Origin of the sequence: Hydrophilobacter chitinilyticus, assembly GCF_049860745.1 — a bacterium.
In the GTDB taxonomy this organism is placed as follows: Bacteria; Pseudomonadota; Gammaproteobacteria; order Burkholderiales; family Burkholderiaceae_C; genus Rhodoferax_B.
This window is the reverse complement of sequence record NZ_CP187561.1, coordinates 2,743,300-2,761,462: the sequence shown is the minus strand read 5'-3', so window position 1 is coordinate 2,761,462 and position 18,163 is coordinate 2,743,300. Positions and strand designations below refer to the sequence as shown.

11 protein-coding genes are annotated in these 18,163 nt (G+C 62.7%); 6 read left to right on the top strand and 5 right to left on the bottom strand.

Features of this window, described 5'->3' with window-relative positions; genetic code table 11:
* Positions 1-59: 59 nt before the first annotated feature.
* A complete protein-coding gene (locus ACPWMG_RS12170; protein ID WP_483304900.1) occupies positions 60-2,405 on the bottom strand; it encodes a diguanylate cyclase domain-containing protein in 2,346 nt (781 codons plus the stop codon).
* A 524-nt stretch (positions 2,406-2,929) separates the two neighbouring features.
* Here ACPWMG_RS12170 and nirB point away from each other — a divergent pair.
* The 6 genes from nirB (at position 2,930) to ACPWMG_RS12140 (ending at position 10,490) form a co-directional block, all read left to right on the top strand.
* On the top strand, positions 2,930-5,452 hold the full coding sequence (gene nirB / locus ACPWMG_RS12165) for a nitrite reductase large subunit NirB (protein ID WP_483304899.1): 2,523 nt from the start codon (positions 2,930-2,932) through the stop codon (positions 5,450-5,452).
* A 9-nt stretch (positions 5,453-5,461) separates the two neighbouring features.
* Entirely contained in the window at positions 5,462-5,809 is a 348-nt protein-coding gene (gene nirD, locus ACPWMG_RS12160; RefSeq protein ID WP_483304898.1) for a nitrite reductase small subunit NirD, read from the top strand.
* 13 nt (positions 5,810-5,822) lie between these two features.
* Positions 5,823-7,154, top strand: coding sequence for a nitrate- and nitrite sensing domain-containing protein (locus ACPWMG_RS12155; RefSeq protein WP_483304897.1), 1,332 nt, complete (start codon positions 5,823-5,825; stop codon positions 7,152-7,154).
* Between the two features lie 340 nt (positions 7,155-7,494).
* Entirely contained in the window at positions 7,495-8,307 is an 813-nt protein-coding gene (locus tag ACPWMG_RS12150; protein ID WP_483304896.1) for a formate/nitrite transporter family protein, read from the top strand.
* 15 nt (positions 8,308-8,322) lie between these two features.
* Positions 8,323-10,074 (top strand): bifunctional protein-serine/threonine kinase/phosphatase, encoded by a 1,752-nt coding sequence (locus ACPWMG_RS12145; RefSeq protein WP_483304895.1) that lies wholly within the window; start codon positions 8,323-8,325, stop codon positions 10,072-10,074.
* Between the two features lie 122 nt (positions 10,075-10,196).
* On the top strand, positions 10,197-10,490 hold the full coding sequence (locus tag ACPWMG_RS12140; protein WP_483304894.1) for a TFIIB-type zinc ribbon-containing protein: 294 nt from the start codon (positions 10,197-10,199) through the stop codon (positions 10,488-10,490).
* Between the two features lie 121 nt (positions 10,491-10,611).
* Here the strand turns inward: ACPWMG_RS12140 and ACPWMG_RS12135 are convergent, their stop codons facing one another.
* The 4 genes from ACPWMG_RS12135 to ACPWMG_RS12120 form a co-directional block, all read right to left on the bottom strand.
* The gene (locus ACPWMG_RS12135) at positions 10,612-13,053 is read right to left on the bottom strand and encodes a TonB-dependent siderophore receptor (protein ID WP_483304893.1); all 2,442 of its coding nucleotides are present in this window, start codon (positions 13,051-13,053) and stop codon (positions 10,612-10,614) included.
* 93 nt (positions 13,054-13,146) lie between these two features.
* A complete protein-coding gene (locus ACPWMG_RS12130; RefSeq protein ID WP_483304892.1) occupies positions 13,147-14,160 on the bottom strand; it encodes a FecR domain-containing protein in 1,014 nt (337 codons plus the stop codon).
* Positions 14,136-14,648: a sigma-70 family RNA polymerase sigma factor gene (locus tag ACPWMG_RS12125; RefSeq protein ID WP_483304891.1), complete on the bottom strand. Its 513-nt coding sequence runs from the start codon at positions 14,646-14,648 to the stop codon at positions 14,136-14,138. The genes ACPWMG_RS12130 and ACPWMG_RS12125 overlap by 25 nt, the downstream gene beginning before the upstream one ends.
* Before the next feature lie 291 nt (positions 14,649-14,939).
* Entirely contained in the window at positions 14,940-18,152 is a 3,213-nt protein-coding gene (locus ACPWMG_RS12120) for an efflux RND transporter permease subunit (protein WP_483304890.1), read from the bottom strand.
* Positions 18,153-18,163: the final 11 nt, after the last annotated feature.

The window sequence follows — 18,163 nt, the reverse complement described above, 5'->3', positions numbered from 1 at the left end:
AGTGCGACATTGGCTGCAGGGCGGACGGCTGAACGCCGCCACCACGCGCCAAACCACGCTCAGTTGGACTCGGAACCTGAAGGCTCGTAACGGTTGCGCCCCAGGCGCTTGGCCTCGTACAGCGCGGCGTCGGCGGTCTTCAACAAATCGCTTGGGGGTTGGCTGGCATCGGGCACCACACTGGCCACCCCGATGCTGAGCGAGACCCAGGGCGACACCGGTGACGCCTTGTGCGGGATGGTGGCCTCCTGCACGGCCGCCAGGCAACGCCGTGCCACGGCTGTCGCAGCAACCATATCGCTGGCGGGCAGCAACAGCGCAAACTCTTCGCCGCCGTAACGCGCCACCAGGTCGCCCGAACGCTGCACGCGCTTCTTCAGGATTTCGGCCACAGCGGCCAGCGCACTGTCGCCGCCTTGGTGACCATAGGTGTCGTTGTATTTTTTGAAGTGGTCGATGTCGACCATCAACAAACCCAGCGGCAAGCCCTGCCGCGCACAGCGCTGCCATTCCTGCTGCAGGGTCTGGTCAAACAGGCGCCGATTGCCCACGCCGGTCAGGCCATCGGTCACGGTCAGGCGCTCCAGTTGTTCGTTGACGCGCTTGAGTTCAAACTCGGCCGCCTTGCGCGCGCTGACGTTTCTGAACGTGGCCATGATGCGCAGCGGCTCGTTCTGCGTTCCACGCTCAATGGTTTCAGCCCGCAGGTGCACCCATAGGTAGTAACCATCGGCGTGGCGCACGCGGTACTCGATGTCAGCGGTGGAAAGTGCGCCACTCAGCATGCCTTGCAACAAGACTTCTGCACGGTCCACATCGTCGGGATGGCGCAGCGATACCCACTCGGGGAAGCTCAGCGCCTCACCCTCTGGGTCCAAGCCCAGGATTTCATAGGCACGAGCGTTGAACAGCACTTTGCCGCTGGGCACATGCCAGTCGATCAGGCCCATGCGTCCGGTCTTCATGGCCAGGGCCAGACGCTGTTCCGAGTCGCGCAGCGTGGCGTCCATCTGCACCCGCTCGGTTATGTCCATGTGCGTGCCCAGCACGCGCACCGCCTGCCCGTGGGCGTCGCGCTCCACCACCATCACGTGCGCCAACACCCACACCAGCCGCCCCTCTTTGTGCAACATGCGGTGCACCACGCGGTAGGGCTCGGCACTGATTTTCAGATGTTCAAAAAAGCCATCGTAGACGGACTTCAAATCATCGGGGTGTACCAGCTTGCGCCAGTTCTCGGCGGTGACTTCAATTTCCCCCTGGGCATAACCCAGAATTTCGAGCTCGCGCGCATTGACGGTGAAAGCGTTCACGTCCGTACGCCGGTCCCACAGTCCCAAGGCCGCACTCCTCAGGCCGAACTCGAAGCGCAAGGCGTTCTCTCGCTCCAGCCGCCCGCGCTCTTGGGCGCCCCGGTTGGCCGTCAACGACCTCTGTTGCGCAAAATAGAGCGCCGCCGTGCTGCCCGCCGCCAGCACCGCGAACAGTACCGCGTACAACACCACGTCGTCGTGCCAGGCCGCGTAGATGGCAGAGGGCTTGCGGCTGACCTGCACCACCAAAGGCGAGTCCATGCGCAGCGCGACGGGTTCCACCGTATGCAGCACCATCAAACGGTCATCTCCCGTGACCATCGATTTGCCCTCGAAGGTCGACTCCTCCCGGCCACTCGCCAGGTGCCGGCTGAACAGCGATGTGGCAGCGCTCAAGTCGCGCCCCAACAAAGACGCATCATGCCGCGCATCGACAAACAGGCGCGCCGAGGCGTGCACGACACCCACCTGCATATCCGGCGCATATAGCACCGACTTCGCCAGAATTTCAAAATACTCAGGGTCAAGGCTGGCGGTGACCACGCCGGCAAACTTGCCATTGACGCCTTGCATGGCTTTGGTCAGGCTGATGGAGTAGACGCCGCCGACAGACTTGAACGGCGGGCTCACGTACAGCCGGCTGTAGTCGGGGTCTTTTTTCGGAACCGCGAAGTACGGGCGCTCGCTGAAGTTCTTGCCGCGCAGCTCGCTGCGGTCGGTAATGGCCATCGTGCCCGCGGCATTGAGCACGGCAATGCCGCGCACCCCCGGCATGGCGTCCGTCAGCGCCTTGAGGCGGGACGGCGCATAGCCCCGCGCGCCCACAGCGCCCGGCATGTCGCCTGAAACCAGGTCGTAGCGCACGCTGGCCAAGGCATTGTTCGCCCCGTCAAACTGGCGCGCCAGCGTGTCGGCCACCACACGTGCCTGGGTTTGCAGGCGGCTGTGCTCGTCTTCGGTGATGCGGATGTAGTTGACGTACAGCTGAAAGACACCCAGACCCAAAGCAAAGCCCAGAAACAGGCCAAGCCCGATCCACGCCTGTTTGTAGAGTTTTTGATCGTCTGGGGAGCGGGCCAACGGGGCATCCATGGTTACGGGTGTCACGGGTCTGAAGAAGACTAGAAAAGGGTTCTAGCGCCCAGGTTCACGTGAGTTTAGGTGCATAAACTAATTCCAATAAATTCCGTGACCTGCAAATACAACAGAACAAACGCGTATATCGTCTGTTCACGTTCCATGAGCGCGCGGCTACGGCGCCCCAAACTGGGGACGCACCCGCACCTTGACGGTGTGGCCTCTGCCTTAAATGCCTGAGCAGCGTGCAAGACCCGGGCGCCAGGCGCCTGCTCCACCCTAAAAAACCCGGCACAGAGTTTGCTTGAGCTTGTGCGTCCGAGGTGATGCTGCCCGGACTGATGTCTCCCTCCGCTAACGATGGCGCCCCCCAAACGCTTTGGCCTGCACGGCCTGCCGTTTGGTTTGTTCCAACCCACACCCGTGGTTTCGCGGAGGGTGCATTGTGCCGCTGGCCCGCTCGAGCGCCTCGCACACCATCCTGCCCCCTTCTCCGTGGCCACCCCGGGAAATCGCAAGGTCATTGCAGGATCATCATGATGAAAATTATTCTTATCGGCCACGGCATGGTCGGCCATAAATTCCTCGAAAGCCTGGCAGAGACCGGCCTGGCCAACGTCGATGTGACGGTGTTGTGCGAAGAGCCCCGCCCCGCTTACGACCGCGTGCATCTTTCTGAATTCTTCAGCGGCAAAACGGCCGAAGACCTGTCCCTGGTGGAACCCGGCTTCTTCGAGCGCACCGGCTTCACGCTGCGCCTGGCGGCACGCGCCGCCTCGGTCGACCGCATCGCCAAAACCGTGACCACGCTGGACGGTGAAGTGCTGCCCTACGACAAGCTGGTGCTGGCAACCGGCTCCAACCCCTTTGTGCCGCCGCTGCCCGGGCGCGACCGCGAACACATCCACGTCTACCGCACCATCGAAGACCTGGAGGCCATGACCGCCTCGGGCAAAAAATCCAAGACCGGCGTGGTGGTGGGCGGCGGCCTGCTGGGCCTGGAATGCGCCAAGGCCTTGCGCGACATGGGCCTGGAAGCGCATGTGGTCGAGTTCGCTCCCCGGCTGATGGCCGCGCAGGTGGACGAAGGCGGCGGCCGCGTGCTGCGCGCCAAGATTGAAGAGCTGGGCCTGACGGTGCACACCGGGCGCAACACCCAGGAGATCACCGACGGCGCCACCGCGCGCCACCGTATGGTGTTTGCCGATGGCACACACCTGGAAACCGACATGATCGTGTTCTCGGCCGGCATCCGCCCACGCGACGAGATTGCGCGCCAATGTGTGCTGGCCATTGGCCCGCGCGGCGGCGTGGTGATCGACAGCGCGTGCCGCACCAGCGACCACGATATCTACGCGATTGGCGAATGCGCCTCGTGGAACGAACAGGTGTTTGGCCTGGTGGCACCGGGCTACGACATGGCCCGCGTCACCGCCCGCCACATTGCGGGCGACCTGGACGCCGCCTTTGTGGGCGCCGACATGAGCACCAAACTCAAGCTGATGGGTGTAGACGTGGCCAGCATTGGCGACGCGCATGGCCGCACGCCCAAGAGCCGCTCGTGCCAGTACGTGGACGAGCTGCGTCAGATCTACAAGAAGATTGTGATCAGCGAAGACGGCAAACAACTGCTGGGCGCGGTGCTGATCGGCGACGCCACCGAATACGGCACGCTGCTGCAGATGGCGTTGAACGGCATCACGCTACCGGCCGAACCTGAATTTTTGATCTTCCCTTCGAGCGACGGCAAAGCCAAGCCCGGTCTGGGCGTGGAAGCCCTGCCCGACACCGCGCAAATCTGCTCGTGCAACAACGTCACCAAGGGTGCCATCTGCGCTGCTGTGGGTGAAGGCGCATGCACCATTGGCGAGTTGAAGGCCTGCACCAAGGCCGGCGCAACCTGCGGTGGCTGTGTGCCCCTGGTCACGCAGGTGATGAAGTTCGAGATGGCGCGCCGAGGCATGGCCGTGAACAACCATGTGTGTGAGCACTTTGCGTACTCGCGCCAGGAGATCTACCACCTGGTGCGCGTGGGCCAGATCAAGAGCTTTGACGACCTGCTGGCCAAACACGGCAAGGGCCTGGGCTGCGACGTTTGCAAGCCGGTGGCGGCCAGCGTGTTCGCATCGTGCTGGAACGAGTTTGTGCTGAAAAAAGAACTCGCCGGCCTGCAAGACAGCAACGACTACTACCTGGGCAACATCCAGAAAGACGGCACCTACTCGGTCGTGCCCCGCATGCCCGGTGGCGAGGTCACACCCGAAGGCTTGATTGCCGTGGGCCAGGTCGCCAAGAAGTACGGCCTGTACACCAAGATCACAGGCGGCCAGCGCGTCGACTTGTTTGGCGCACGCGTCGAGCAATTGCCCACCATTTGGGAAGAGTTGATCAACGCCGGTTTTGAATCCGGCCACGCGTATGGCAAGTCGCTGCGCACGGTGAAGAGCTGCGTGGGCTCCACCTGGTGCCGCTACGGTGTGGGCGACAGCGTGGGCCTGGCGGTGGAGCTGGAGCACCGCTACAAGGGGCTACGCTCGCCGCACAAGATCAAGTTTGGCGTCTCAGGCTGCACGCGGGAATGCGCCGAGGCCCAGGGCAAAGATATCGGCATCATCGCCACCGAAAAAGGCTGGAACCTCTACATCTGCGGCAACGGCGGCATGAAGCCGCGCCACGCTGAATTGTTTGGCTCCGACCTGAGCAAAGAAGAACTCGTGGCCATGATCGACCGTGTGCTGATGTTCTACGTGCGCACCGCCGACCGCCTGCAACGCACCAGCACCTGGCGCGAAAGCCTGGAGGGTGGGCTGGACTACCTGAAAGACGTGCTCATCAAAGACAGCCTGGGCCTGTGCGCCGAGCTGGAAGCGCAGATGCAGCACGTGGTAGACACCTACCAGTGCGAATGGAAAACCGCCATCACCGACCCCGAAACGCGCAAGCGCTTCCGCTCGTTTGTGAACAGCGACAAGACCGATGAACACGTGATCTTTGTGGAAGAGCGCGGCCAGATCCGCCCTGCCCGCCCGGATGAACGCGCACAAGCTGTTGAAACCGTATAAGGACGCCCCATGACGACAACGCAAACCTGGACTGACATCTGCGCAGTCGACGACATCCTCCCCAGCACCGGCGTCTGCGCGCTGGTCGACAACCGGCACGTCGCCGTGTTCCGCCTAGGCGCCGACCAGTTCTTCGCCATCGACAACGTCGACCCCAAGTCGGGCGCAAGTGTGTTGTCGCGCGGCCTGCTGGGCAACCTGGGTGACCGCGTGGTGGTGGCTTCACCGCTCTATAAAAACCATTTCGACCTGCACACCGGCGAATGCTTGGAGGCACCCGAACACTCGGTGCGCGCTTACAGCGTACGTGCCGACGGCGCGCGGGTGAAAGTCAGCGTCAGCGCGTCGCTGGCCTGATAGCATCGCACGCATGCCTGACTCGGCCATTTCCACATTACCGCTGTCTGCCTCGGCGCTGGTGCTGCGCGCCAAGCAGCTGGAGATTGACGCCGTGCGCCAACTCGCCAGCCACGCCGATCTGGTGGACGAACTCGGCCAACTGATCCAGGCGCTGCAACGCGAACGCGGCGCATCGAGCATCTACCTCGCCTCCAAAGGGCAACGTTTTGCCGATGTGCGCCGCACCCTCATCGACGAGGCGCGTACGGTGGAGGCACGGCTGCGCGAAGTTTTTGCGGTACACGCCGATCCTGCGCAGGGCGCCACGGCGAAGTCGCTGTCGCTGATGGCCTGGGCACTGCTGGGCCTGGACGCTTTGGATGCGCTGCGTAGCCAGATCGAACGACAAGCCATGAGTGCGCACGATTCGGTGGCGGCTTTCAGTCATTTGATTGCAGGGCTGATCGAGCTGGTGTTCCATGTGGCCGATGCGGCCGGGCTGCCCAGCGTGTCACGCTTGTTGATTGCCTTGGTGCATTTGGTGCAGGCGCAGGAAGAAGCCGGGCAAGAGCGCGCAGTGGGCGCGTTGCTGTATGCCTCGGGCCGCAGCAACGAAGCGCATCAGCAGCGTGTGCTGCATCTGATTGACGCACAGGAGCGCAGCTTGGCCGTGTTTGCCGAGTTTGCCGATCCGGGGCTGCGCAAGCGCTGGGAGCAGCAGCAATTGGTGCCGGCCGTCGCACAGTTGGAGCGCTTGCGGCGCACACTGTGCACTGCGCGGCCGGATGCGTCGCTCGACAGCAATCTCAGCGACACCTGGTTCGATGTGTGCACCGAACGCATGAATGGTTTCTGGCTGCTGCAGGTGGAGTTGGTGACACGCCTGCGGGAAGATTGCGCGGCACGTATCCAGGAGGCACAGCAGGACCTGCAGGACTCCAAAGGTTTGCTGCGCCGCCTGCGCGACAACCCGCCGCCACGCACCCACGCGGTAGACCGTTTCTTCGACACGGCTTCGGTTCCCACCGCCGCGCCACAGCGCTTGGTGGCGCCTGGCGGCGGTGAATCCACGTCGCTGCACGACCTGCTACAAACCCAATCGGCACGCATGGCCAGCATGGAAGCCGAGCTTGTGGCTGCGCGCCGCACACTGCACGAGCGCAAGGTGATCGACCGCGCAAAAGGCATGTTGATGTCGCGCCTGGGGCTGAGCGAAGAAGCTGCGTTTCGTATGTTGCAGAAAACATCGATGGACGAGAACCGCAGGTTGTTGGACGTGGCAGAAGCCACCCTGGCGCTCCCCGACTTTGCTTTTGCGCAGTTGATCGGCCAGGGCGTCACCGGCGACAAATCGGTTCGCTGACCCATTGCGGTGCGGGCCTTTCGGCACGTGCACCGCGCGAGCGCATTTCAACGGCTTGTGGCCTCACTTTGAGCCAAACCTTGTCTACTTTGGCGAATCAGGCACCGTCATTTCCGGTACGGAATTTGCATGTCATCACCGCATCGGGCTGAAGACGGTCCGGTACTGATGCCAACGGCGTGCTGCGGCATCACAACAGCGTTTCCCTGGATAACGGCGTCCCTTGCACCACCCGCAAATCGGGTGGTGCAGCGGACGCCGTTTTCGTTCTTCCAGCCACCGGGCGGTATGCCTGGTCGCGTCATGTTTTCTTCATCTATTCGTTCTTCAAGGAAATCCAATGGCCTACCTCGCCCCTGCCGAGTTCGTCACCAAAATGGTCGATGCCGGTGAATCCAAGCTGCTCATGTCCACACGCGACACGCTGATCCGCTCCTACATGGCCGGTGCCATCCTGGCGCTGGCGGCGGCGTTTGCCGTCACCGTGACCGTGAACACCGGCAACCCGCTGCTCGGCGCCATCCTGTTCCCGGTCGGCTTCATCATGCTGTACCTGATGGGCTTTGACCTGCTCACCGGCGTGTTCACATTGGCGCCGCTAGCCGTGCTCGACAAACGCCCCGGCGCCACGTGGGCCGGTGTGTTCCGCAACTGGGGCTTGGTGTTTACCGGCAACTTTGCCGGTGCACTGACGGTGGCGGTGTTCATGGCCATCATCTTCACCTTTGGCTTCAGCGAAGCACCGAATGCCGTGGGCGAAAAGCTCGGCCACATTGGCGAAGGCCGCACACTCGGCTACGCCGCACATGGCGCGGCCGGCATGCTCACGCTGTTCATTCGCGGCGTGATGTGCAACTGGATGGTGTCCACCGGCGTGGTGGCGGCCATGATGTCGACCACCGTCTCGGGCAAAACCATCGGCATGTGGATGCCCGTGATGGTCTTCTTCTACATGGGTTTTGAGCACTCCATCGTCAACATGTTCTTGTTCCCCACCGGCCTGTTGTTGGGCGGCAAGTTCACGCTGATGGACTACCTGATCTGGAACGAAATCCCCACCGTGCTGGGCAACTTGGTCGGTGGTTTGACCTTCGTCGGCCTGACCCTTTACTCGACGCACTACAAGACCGCTGCAAAACGCGTGGCACGCTAAGTCAATCAAATCGCTGTGGCAGCCACCTTGCAGGTCACACTCGGCCAGCACTCGCGCGCTGGCGCCAAGGGTGTCAACCAGGACTTTCATGGCGCCATGTTGCCGCAGGGCTCGTTGCTCGCCAGCAAAGGCATGGTGGTGGCGCAGGCCGACGGCATTGGCTCCAGCGCCGTAAGCCAAGAGGCCAGTGCGGCAGCGGTGCGTGGTTTTCTGGACGACTATTACGCCACGTCGGATGCCTGGTCGGTGCGCCGCTCGGCGCAGCGTGTGCTGGGCGCCACCAACGCGTGGCTGCACGCGCAAACCATGCGCAGCCACGCGCGCTTCGACAAAGACCGGGGCTACGTGTGCACCTTCAGCGCCCTTATCTTGAAGGGGCGCGAGGTGCACCTGCTGCACGTGGGCGACTCACGCATCTACCGCCTGCACACGCAAGCTCTGGAGCAGTTGACCGAAGACCACCGCGTGCATTTGTCTTCGGTCGAATCTTTCCTGGGCCGTGCGCTGGGTTTTGGCCTCAATGTGGAGATCGACTACCGTAGCCTGCCCGCCGAGGTGGGCGACATTTACGTGTTGGCAACCGACGGCGCCTACCTGCATTTCGATGCCGCCGCCGTGCACGACGCGTTGGCGCTGTGTCCCGACGACTTTGACGCCGCCGCCAGCGCCCTCATCAGCACCGCCCAAGCACGCGGTGCCGACGACGATGCCACCGTGCAACTGCTGCGCATCGACGCCCTGCCCGCCGCCACGGCGACCCCACTGAACCTGGTGAAACTGGAAGCTCAACGCGAAGGTTTGGCGCTGCCACCACCGCTGGCACCACGCGCCAGCTTCGAGGGCTACACCATCGTGCGCGAGCTGCAAACCAGCGCGCGCAGCCACGTGTTTCTGGCCTCCGACGACGCGAGCGGCAAAACAGTGGTGCTGAAAACGCCATCCGTCGATTTGCGCGACGACCCACATTACCTCGACGGTTTTCTGCTCGAAGAATGGGTGGCGCGCCGCCTCCACAGCCCGCATGTGCTGAAGCCCTTCCAAACAGACCGCTCACGTCAACACGTCTATGTGGCCATGGAGTTTGTCGACGGCCAAACCCTCACGCAGTGGATGACCGACCACCCCAAGCCCGATCTCGACAGCGTGCGCAACATCGTGGCGCAAGTGGCCAAGGGCTTGCAGGCCTTTCACAGCAAAGAAATGCTGCACCAGGACTTGCGCCCTGCCAACGTGATGATCGACCGCAGTGGCACGGTGAAGATCATCGACTTTGGCTCCACCCATGTGGCCGGCCTGTCTGAGGGCACCGCCCACGCAGGCGCCGATGCCATTGCGGGCACGCTGCAGTACACCGCACCCGAGTATTTCACGGGAGACGGCGGCAGCGCACAATCTGACCTGTTCTCGCTGGCCGTGCTCACCTACCAAATGCTCACCGGGCAACTGCCCTACGGCCTGCAGGTCACACAAATCAGATCCGCCTCTGACCTGAAACGCCTGCGCTACCAACCCCTGCGCCACCAGCGCCCCGAGCTACCCGAGTGGCTGGACGCCGTGCTGCAGAAAGCCCTGCAACCCCAACGCGCCAAACGCCAGGAAGCGCTGAGCGAGTTCATCCACGACCTCCACAGCCCCGGCCCGCAATTCCAGCGTCTGCGCGCGCCGCCTTTGGTAGAGCGGCACCCGGTGGCGTTCTGGCAAGTGGTGTCTTTGGTGTTGGGTTTGGCGGTGGTGGTTTTACTCGGGCTGCGCGTACACGGGCACTGAAGAGATCGAGACGGGCATGAAGACATGTCCATGCGCTGTGTACGCCTACACCCCTCAAGCCCTTGCTGGCTTCACCTAAGGTGGTGCTACCTGTTAGCCCCCCGAATGTGAAGGAGCCCGAAATGAAATGCCCTACCTGCCCCGACGCCACCCTGGTGATGGCCGATCGCCAAGGCATTGAGATCGACTACTGCCCGCAGTGCCGTGGCGTGTGGCTGGACCGTGGCGAGCTCGATAAGTTGATTGAACGCAGCGGCGCGGGCACAGCGCCTACCCCGCAAGCAGTTCAACAGCCGCAGCAACCGCAATACCAACAGCATCAACAGCAGCGCCGCCCGGACTTTGACGACTCTGGCTACAACAAGCGCCAGGGCTACCGCAAACAGAAGTCGTGGCTCAGCGAGATTTTTGATTGAGGTACTAGCGGCTCGGCCGACGCGAAGGATGCCGAGACCAACCCAAGGTCTCGGCGTATTTCCAAACCCAGGCATGCGCGCCGGCCACGCAATTCCCCGACGCTTTTACCTGGCTTCGGTCTTACCAGCTGTAGGTAGCAGACACGTACACCGTGCGTTGCTGCCCATACTGGCAACCCACCGTACTGAAACAGCCCGCTGCGTATTTCTTGTCGAACAGATTGCTGGCATTGAGCGCGATGTCCATACCCTTGAGTGAACGGCTGAGGTTCTCCAGCGGATAACTCACCAAAGCATCGACCACCGTGTAACCGCCCACCTTGAACGTATTGGCCGTGTCGCCGAATGAGCCGCCCACATAGCGAAGACCACCGCCGAGACGCAGTCCTGCTACCGCGTTGCCTCGGAACACGTAGTCGGCCCAGACCGAGGCCATGTGCTCAGGTGTACGGAAAGGCGAGCGGCCCACATTGCCGGCCAGAGACTGCGTGACCTCCACATCGTTCCAGGTATAGCTGCCGATCAGGTTGAAGCCTTTCGCCATCTCGGTGCGTGCCTCCAGCTCCAAGCCGCGCGAGCGCACCTCGCCTTCCTGGCGGCTGAAGCCTGCGACGTTCTCGGTCACATTCTGCCGACGCAGCTCAAAGACGGCTGCGGTGTAGAGGCTGTTGCTCCCGGGTGGGGTGTATTTGACGCCGGTCTCCCACTGCTTGCCGGTTTCGGGCAGCAGCCTGCTGCCGCTGGCCGTGGTCCCCACTGTCGGTAGGAAGGATTCGCTGTAGCTCACATACGGCGCCAAGCCACTATCGAAGAGATAGACCACACCGGCACGCGCGCTGGTCTTGCTGTCCTTTTGCTCAACGGGCGTGCTGGCGCTGTTGTTGTCCGTGACACGGTCGTGGCGCGCGCCGAGCAGCAGCACCCATCGGTCAATATTCATCTGGTCTTGCAGATAAACACCCGTCTGCTGCATCTTCTGGTCGAAGCTCTGCGAACTGAAGGGGATGTAGTTCAGAGGTTGGCCATACACCAGGCGAAAGATGTCGAAAGGCTCGGCGATGATGCTCAAGGCCTGCTGCTGGCTGAAGCGACCGTTGTAGATGTCCAAGCCGCCCAGAAATGTATGCGCGACGTTGCCGGTGGAGAACCGGGCCTCGGCCTGGTTGTCGAGCGTGAACAAGTGGCCGTTGCCCTGGCGGCTGTCGGAGTAGCGCATGTACTGGTCGGCTGGCGACGGATAGCTGCCCAGGACGGCGATTTCGGCGCTGTCGTGGCGGAACTTGCCGTAGTTCAAGTTTTGGCGCAGGGTCCAGTGGCTGTCGAGCTTGTGGCTGAACAGGTATCCAACCGAGCTCTTCTCGTTGCCCATGTGGTCGTGGCTGGGTTCTCCCACGTAGGTGTTGCGTCCCAGGCTGCCGCGCGGGTCGGGTAGTACCGTGCCGGCGGCAGGCAGCGCATTGGCGAAGTTGCCGGTCTGGCGCTGGTATTCGGCCAGGATGGTCAGCTCCGTATCCGTGTTTGGGCGCCAGGTGAGTGCTGGGGCGATGAACTGCCGACGGTTGTGAATGAAGTCGGTCTGTGAATCGGCTTCGCGCACTAAGCCGGTGAGGCGGTAGCTCCAGACACCGTCGGCGTCCAGTTTTCCGCCCAAATCGAAGGCGCCCTGGCGGTAACCCGGGCTGCCGGCTTGCAATTGCACCTGACGCAACGATTCCGTGGTCGGCTTTTTACTCACCAGGTTGATTTGGCCGCCCGGGTCGGTGGCTCCATAGAGTACCGAGCTGGCGCCCCGGAGGATGTCGATGCGCTCCAAACCGTAGGGCTCCGGCGCATCCCAGCCCAGGTAGTTGGGTAAGAAGGTGCGCAGGCCGTTACGCAGCATGCGGCCCGTGCCTTGCTGGAATCCCCGCATACTGAGCTGGTCGGTGACGAACTGCGGGCCCGCCAACTCCGCCGTGATACCCGGCGTGTACCGCAGAGCTTGCGCGATGGTCTTGGGCTGCTGAGCCTCCAACTGCTCGCGTGGCACCACGGACACGGACCAGGGGGTCTCCACCAGAGGCGTATCGGTCTTGGTGCCCGAAGCGGCCTGCTGGGCCACCCAGCCGTCCACCGCTCCCGAGCCTGCTGCCGCAGTGGCGGATGACGTCACCAGCACCGTGCCGAGCGTGGCAACTGAACCACCCGCTAGGGGCGCTTTTGCGGCCGGTGCTCGCTGCACCGTGTAGACATTGCCCGCCTCTCGAACCAGTTGCAGGCCGGTCCCGGCCAATGCCCGAGCCAAGCCTTCCTCGGCGGTGAAGCGGCCTTGCACGCCTGGGCTGGCGAGGCCCTGGGTCAGGCTGGCGTCGGCCGACAGCATCACCCCGGCGGTGGCGGCCGTGTTGCTAAGCACCGTGCTCAAAGGACCGGGAGCCACAGCAAAAGAGTGCAAAGCTTGGGCGGACACGCTGGCAGCACCGAACAAGGTGGCGACGGCGAGTGCGATAGGGCGTCCCCGCAGGGCGCGAACAAGGTGGCGGTGCGCAGTGCGAGCGGGGTCGGTGTCGGTGTGGCGAATCATGGATGAAGGCTTGGAAAAGAAAGAAAACCGGAAGTGGTTACTTCCCATGCCAATCAAGTCGCCAGAAAGGGAACCTCGAACGCAAAAAAGACTTCAGGGTGACGGGGCTAGGGTGGGTTCGACCGAGACCCACCAGGGCAAAGGCCGACGCACACGCACGGCCAGAGTGGACTGCAGGGCCTGCAGCACGCGCTCCGTGTCGTCCAGCGGGTAGGCGCCCACAATGCGCAGGTCGGCCACTTCCGCCGCGCAGGTGAGCAGCCCCTGGCGGTAACGCGACAGCTCGTTCAGGAAATCGCCCAGACGCATGCGGTCCGCCACCAGAATCCCGCGCGTCCAGCCGTCGGCCTGTGCGGGCACGCTGCCGAGCGATTCGACGCGGTCCGACCAGACCAGGGCCTGCTGGCCCGCTTGCACCACCACCCGTGCTTCGCCCATGCGCGGCTGCGCTGCGACCCTGCCTTCAAACACCGTCAACCGCGCGGCGCCACTGTCCTCGTAGCGCACGGCAAAGCGCGTTCCCAATGCTTCCAGCCGACCGGCCGCTACCTCTACCACCATGGGTCGAGCAGGTTGCTGGGTGTCGCGGCCCGTGGTCAACAGCAGCTCCCCCGCGTACAGGACGATGCGGCGCAGGTCGGTGCGGTAGTCGACATCGGCCGCGCTGTTCGTGTTGAGCCAGAGGCGCCCCCCGTCGGCCAACAACCACTCGCGCCGTTCGCCCACCTGGGTACGGAACGCGGCCATCCATCCCCGGTTGCTCGACTGCTCATGCAACAGCCATGCGGCCAAACCGCCAATCGGAAGTATGGCCAAGGCGCGGAGTGCATTCCGACGGCTACGGCCGAGCCGAGCGCCATGTTCCAGCGCTTGGCGCGCAGGCAGTGCTGACAAGCGGGCAAAGCTGTCGGCCAGAGTTTCGACCCGTTGCCAGGCGGCACGTGGTCCTGGGCCGGCATCGAGCCAGCGCTGCCAATCGAGGCGTTCGGCCTCGCTGGGATGTCCGGACTGAAGCACGGCAAACCATTCTGCAGCCTGGCGCATGTCGTCTTGGCTAGGCGCGTCCACTGGCGTGAGCGGCCTCACATCTGCTCCAACAAAAGGCATTCAAACATCGCCTGCGCCATGTATTTCTTGACCATGCGCTCAGAGACTTTCAGTTGCTCGGCAATCGCGGCATAGGTCAGGCCATCCAGCTGCGACAGCAAGAAGGCCGTGCGCGCCTTGGGGTTGAGTCGCTTCAGCATCGCATCGACGAGCTGCAGGGTCTGCAGGGCCATCGCGCGGTCCTCCGGAGAGGGTGACATGGTCGGCGGAAGGTGCGCCAGTGTTTCGGCCCATGCGCGCTCCATGTCTTGACGGCGCCAGTGGTTGACCAAGAGGCCGTGCGCGACGGTGCGCAGAAAGGCGCGCGGCTCACGCATCCGTTCGGTATCGGGTGAGACCAGCAGCCGGACAAAGGTGTCTTGGGCAAGGTCTGCTGCATGTGTTGACGCTCCCAATTTCCGCTGCAGCCAGGCTTTCAGCCAGCCATGCTCCTGCCGGTAGATGGCTTCAACCGCGGAGGGTTGCGCGCTATGAGAGGGAAAAGACATTCGAACGAAATTTGCTCGATTATTGAGAATGTTTCTCATTCTACATAAGCAACGCATACCGCTTAAACGCCGCCCCCACGCAGGCTTGGAAGCTGAGCAACAGCGGCCTGCCAGACGTGGACTACGCGGACTCAACCTGGACCAGTGCAAGCCCTTGACAGCAGCACCGAGCGGAGTTCGGCCGGAGACTTCGGACCTCCTCTGGCCACTGACGACACAACCGACAGTCCCTAAATGAAAAACCCGGCATGGCGTACAACGCGATGCCGGGTTTTGTGTTTTGGCCGAGGCTTACTTGGCGATCAACTCTTCATGTGCGGGTGGCAGCGGCTTGTGTGCTTCGGCACCGTGGCCGTGCGCGTGACCATGACCCGCATCCGGCGCATCCTTGGCAATAGTAGTCTTGGCACCCGGCACCGTGCCACGCGCCAGCAGCGTGTAGACGGTAGGCACCACAAAGATGGTCAGCAAGGTGCCCAGGCTCATGCCGCCCACAATCACCCAACCGATTTGTTGGCGGCTCTCGGCACCCGCGCCTTCGGCCAAAGCCAGCGGCACGGCGCCCAGCACCATCGCGCCGGTGGTCATCAAAATGGGCCGCAGGCGCTGCGACGAAGCTTTGACCAAGGCATCCACCATGTGCATGCCTTCTTCGCGCAACTGGTTGGTGAACTCCACAATCAAGATGCCGTGTTTGGTGATCAGGCCCACCAGCGTGATCAAGCCAATCTGCGAATACACGTTGAGCGAGCCGCCCGACCATTTCAACGCCAACAGTGCACCAATCATCGACAGCGGCACCGACAGCATGATCACCAGCGGGTCGATGAAGCTTTCAAACTGCGCCGCCAACACCAGGAAAATGAACACCAGTGCCAGCACAAACACCACGGCCAACGCGCCTTGCGAGTTGCGGAACTCGCGCGAGATACCGTTCAGGTCGGTGGTGTAGCCGGGCTTCAGCACCTTGGCTGAGGTTTGTTCCATGAAGGTCAACGCCTGGCCCAGCGAATAATCGGAAGACAGATTGGCCGAGATGGTGGCCGAGCGGCGCTGGCCAAAGTGGTTCAGTTCGCGCGGCGAGACACTTTCACGCGTCTTCACCAAAGCCGACAGCGGGATCATGGTGTCGTTACGGCCCCGCACGTAGATGCTGTCGATGTCTTCTGGCGTGGTGCGGCCGCTGGCACGGGTTTGCACAATCACGTCGTATTGTTCAGCGTCGCGTTTGTAGCGCGTGACGTTGCGCCCGCCCAGCATGGTTTCAATGGCGCGCGCCACGGCATCCACTGATACCCCCATGTCGGCCGCCTTGTCGCGGTCAATGTCGATGCGCAGTTCGGGCTTGTTCAGGCGCAGGTCAATGTCGACGCCCTGAATGCCAGGGTTCTTCGCCATTTCGTCCTGGAACTGGCGCACTACTTGGGCCAGGTTCTGGTAGCTGTCGGACGTTTGGATCACGAAGTTCAACGGCCGGTCGCGGAAGCCTTGGCCCAGTGATGGCGGCGTGATGGTGAACGCGCTCACGCCCGGCAACGAGCCGATTTTCGGACTCATCTCGCGTGCCAAATCAAGCGTGGTACGTTTGCGTTCTTCCCAATCGACCGTGCGGAACACCACGCTGCCTTGCGACACCGTGGGGTTGCCGATGTTGGCAAACACGCGGTCGAACTCGGAGTACTTCTTGCCCAGCGCTTCCAGTTCTTTGGCGTAGCGGTCGGTGTACTCCAGCGTGGAGCCATCGGGCGCGTTGATGTTGGCCAGAATGGTGCCGCGGTCTTCCAGGGGCGACAACTCCTGCTTCATGCTCGGGTACACAAAGTAGATGGCGGCGGCGCTGGCAATCATCAAGCTCAGCACAATCCAGCGCGCTTGCAACAGCAGCGTTTTGGCGCGCACGCTGATGCCGCGTTCGCCCTTGCCGGGCTTGTAGCCGGTGGTGATGATGCGTCGCAGCAGGCGGCCATAAGCGTCGGACATGGTGGTCAACGCGCGCTCCATGCCGCTGTCAAAACGATTCGGCTTGGGGTTGTGCTTGAGCATCAGCGAACACATCATCGGTGTGAGCGTCAGCGCCACAAAGCCCGACACCACCACAGCCCCGGCCAGCGCCAGCGCAAACTCCACAAACAAGCGGCCTGTGCGCCCCGGCGTAAAGGCCAGCGGCGCGTACACCGCCACCAGCGTGGCAGTCATGGTGATCACCGCAAAGCCGATTTCGCGCGCACCTTTGATGGCGGCCGAGAACGGGTCCAGCCCTTCTTCAATGTGCCGGAAGATGTTCTCCAGCATGACGATGGCATCGTCCACCACCAGGCCGATGGCCAGCACCAGTGCCAGCAGCGTGAGCGTGTTGATACTGAAGCCCGCCAGCGCCATCAGCGCAAACGTGCCCACCAAGCTCACCGGAATGGTGATGATCGGAATGATGGACGCACGCAGCGTGCGCAAGAACACAAAGATCACCAGCGCCACCAGCACCACGGCTTCAAAAATGGTGTGATAGACGTTCTTCACCGAACGGTCGATGAACACCGAGTTGTCGTTGGCAATGTCGATGGTCATGCCGGCAGGCAGATCAGCACGCAGCTTGGGCAACATCTCGCGCACGCCGGCCGAAAGTTGCAGCGGGTTGGCGGTGGCCTGGCGGATCACGCCTGCCGAGATGGCGTCGCGGCCATTCAAGCGCACGGCGCTGCGCTCATCCACCGGGCCCTCTTCCACGCGCGCCACGTCGCGCACCTTCACCGGGAAGCCGTTCACGCTTTTGATGGTGATGTCGCCAAACTGTGCCGGGCGCATCAAATCGGTTTGCGAGGTAACGCTGAATTCGCGTTGCTGCGATTCAATGCGCCCACCGGGCACCTCGAGGTTGCTGCGGCGAATGGCGTCTTCCACGTCGCCGGTGGTGAGGCGGTAGCTGGCGAGTTTGTCTGGGTCTAGCCACACACGCATGGCGTATTTGCGCTCGCCAAAAATGCGCACGTCGGCCACGCCGGTCACGGTTTGCAGGCGCGGCTTGACCATGCGGTTGACCAGGTCGTTGATCTGCAGCGGCGACAAGCTGTCACTGGAGAACGCCAGCCAGATCACCGGAAAGGCATCGGCCTCTACTTTGGCAATGACCGGTTCCTCAATCGACGTGGGCAAGCGGTTGCGTACGCGTGCCGTGCGGTCGCGCACTTCGGCGGCGGCGGCGTCGGCGTCTTTCTCCAGGCGGAAGCGCACCGAAATCTGGCTTTGCTCGGCGCGGCTGATGGAGGTGATGACGTCGACCGCGTCAATCCCGGCAATCGAGTCTTCCAGCGGTTTGCTGATTTGCGACTCGATTACCTCGGCCGAGGCGCCGGGGTACTTCACCGTGACAGTGACCACCGGTTCGTCGATCTTCGGATATTCGCGCACGCTCAGGCGCATGAAACTGACGGCGCCGATCAGCACGATCAGCAGTGACAACACGGTGGCAAACACCGGGCGGCGGATGGAAACTTCAGCGAGCTGCATACAAATGACTT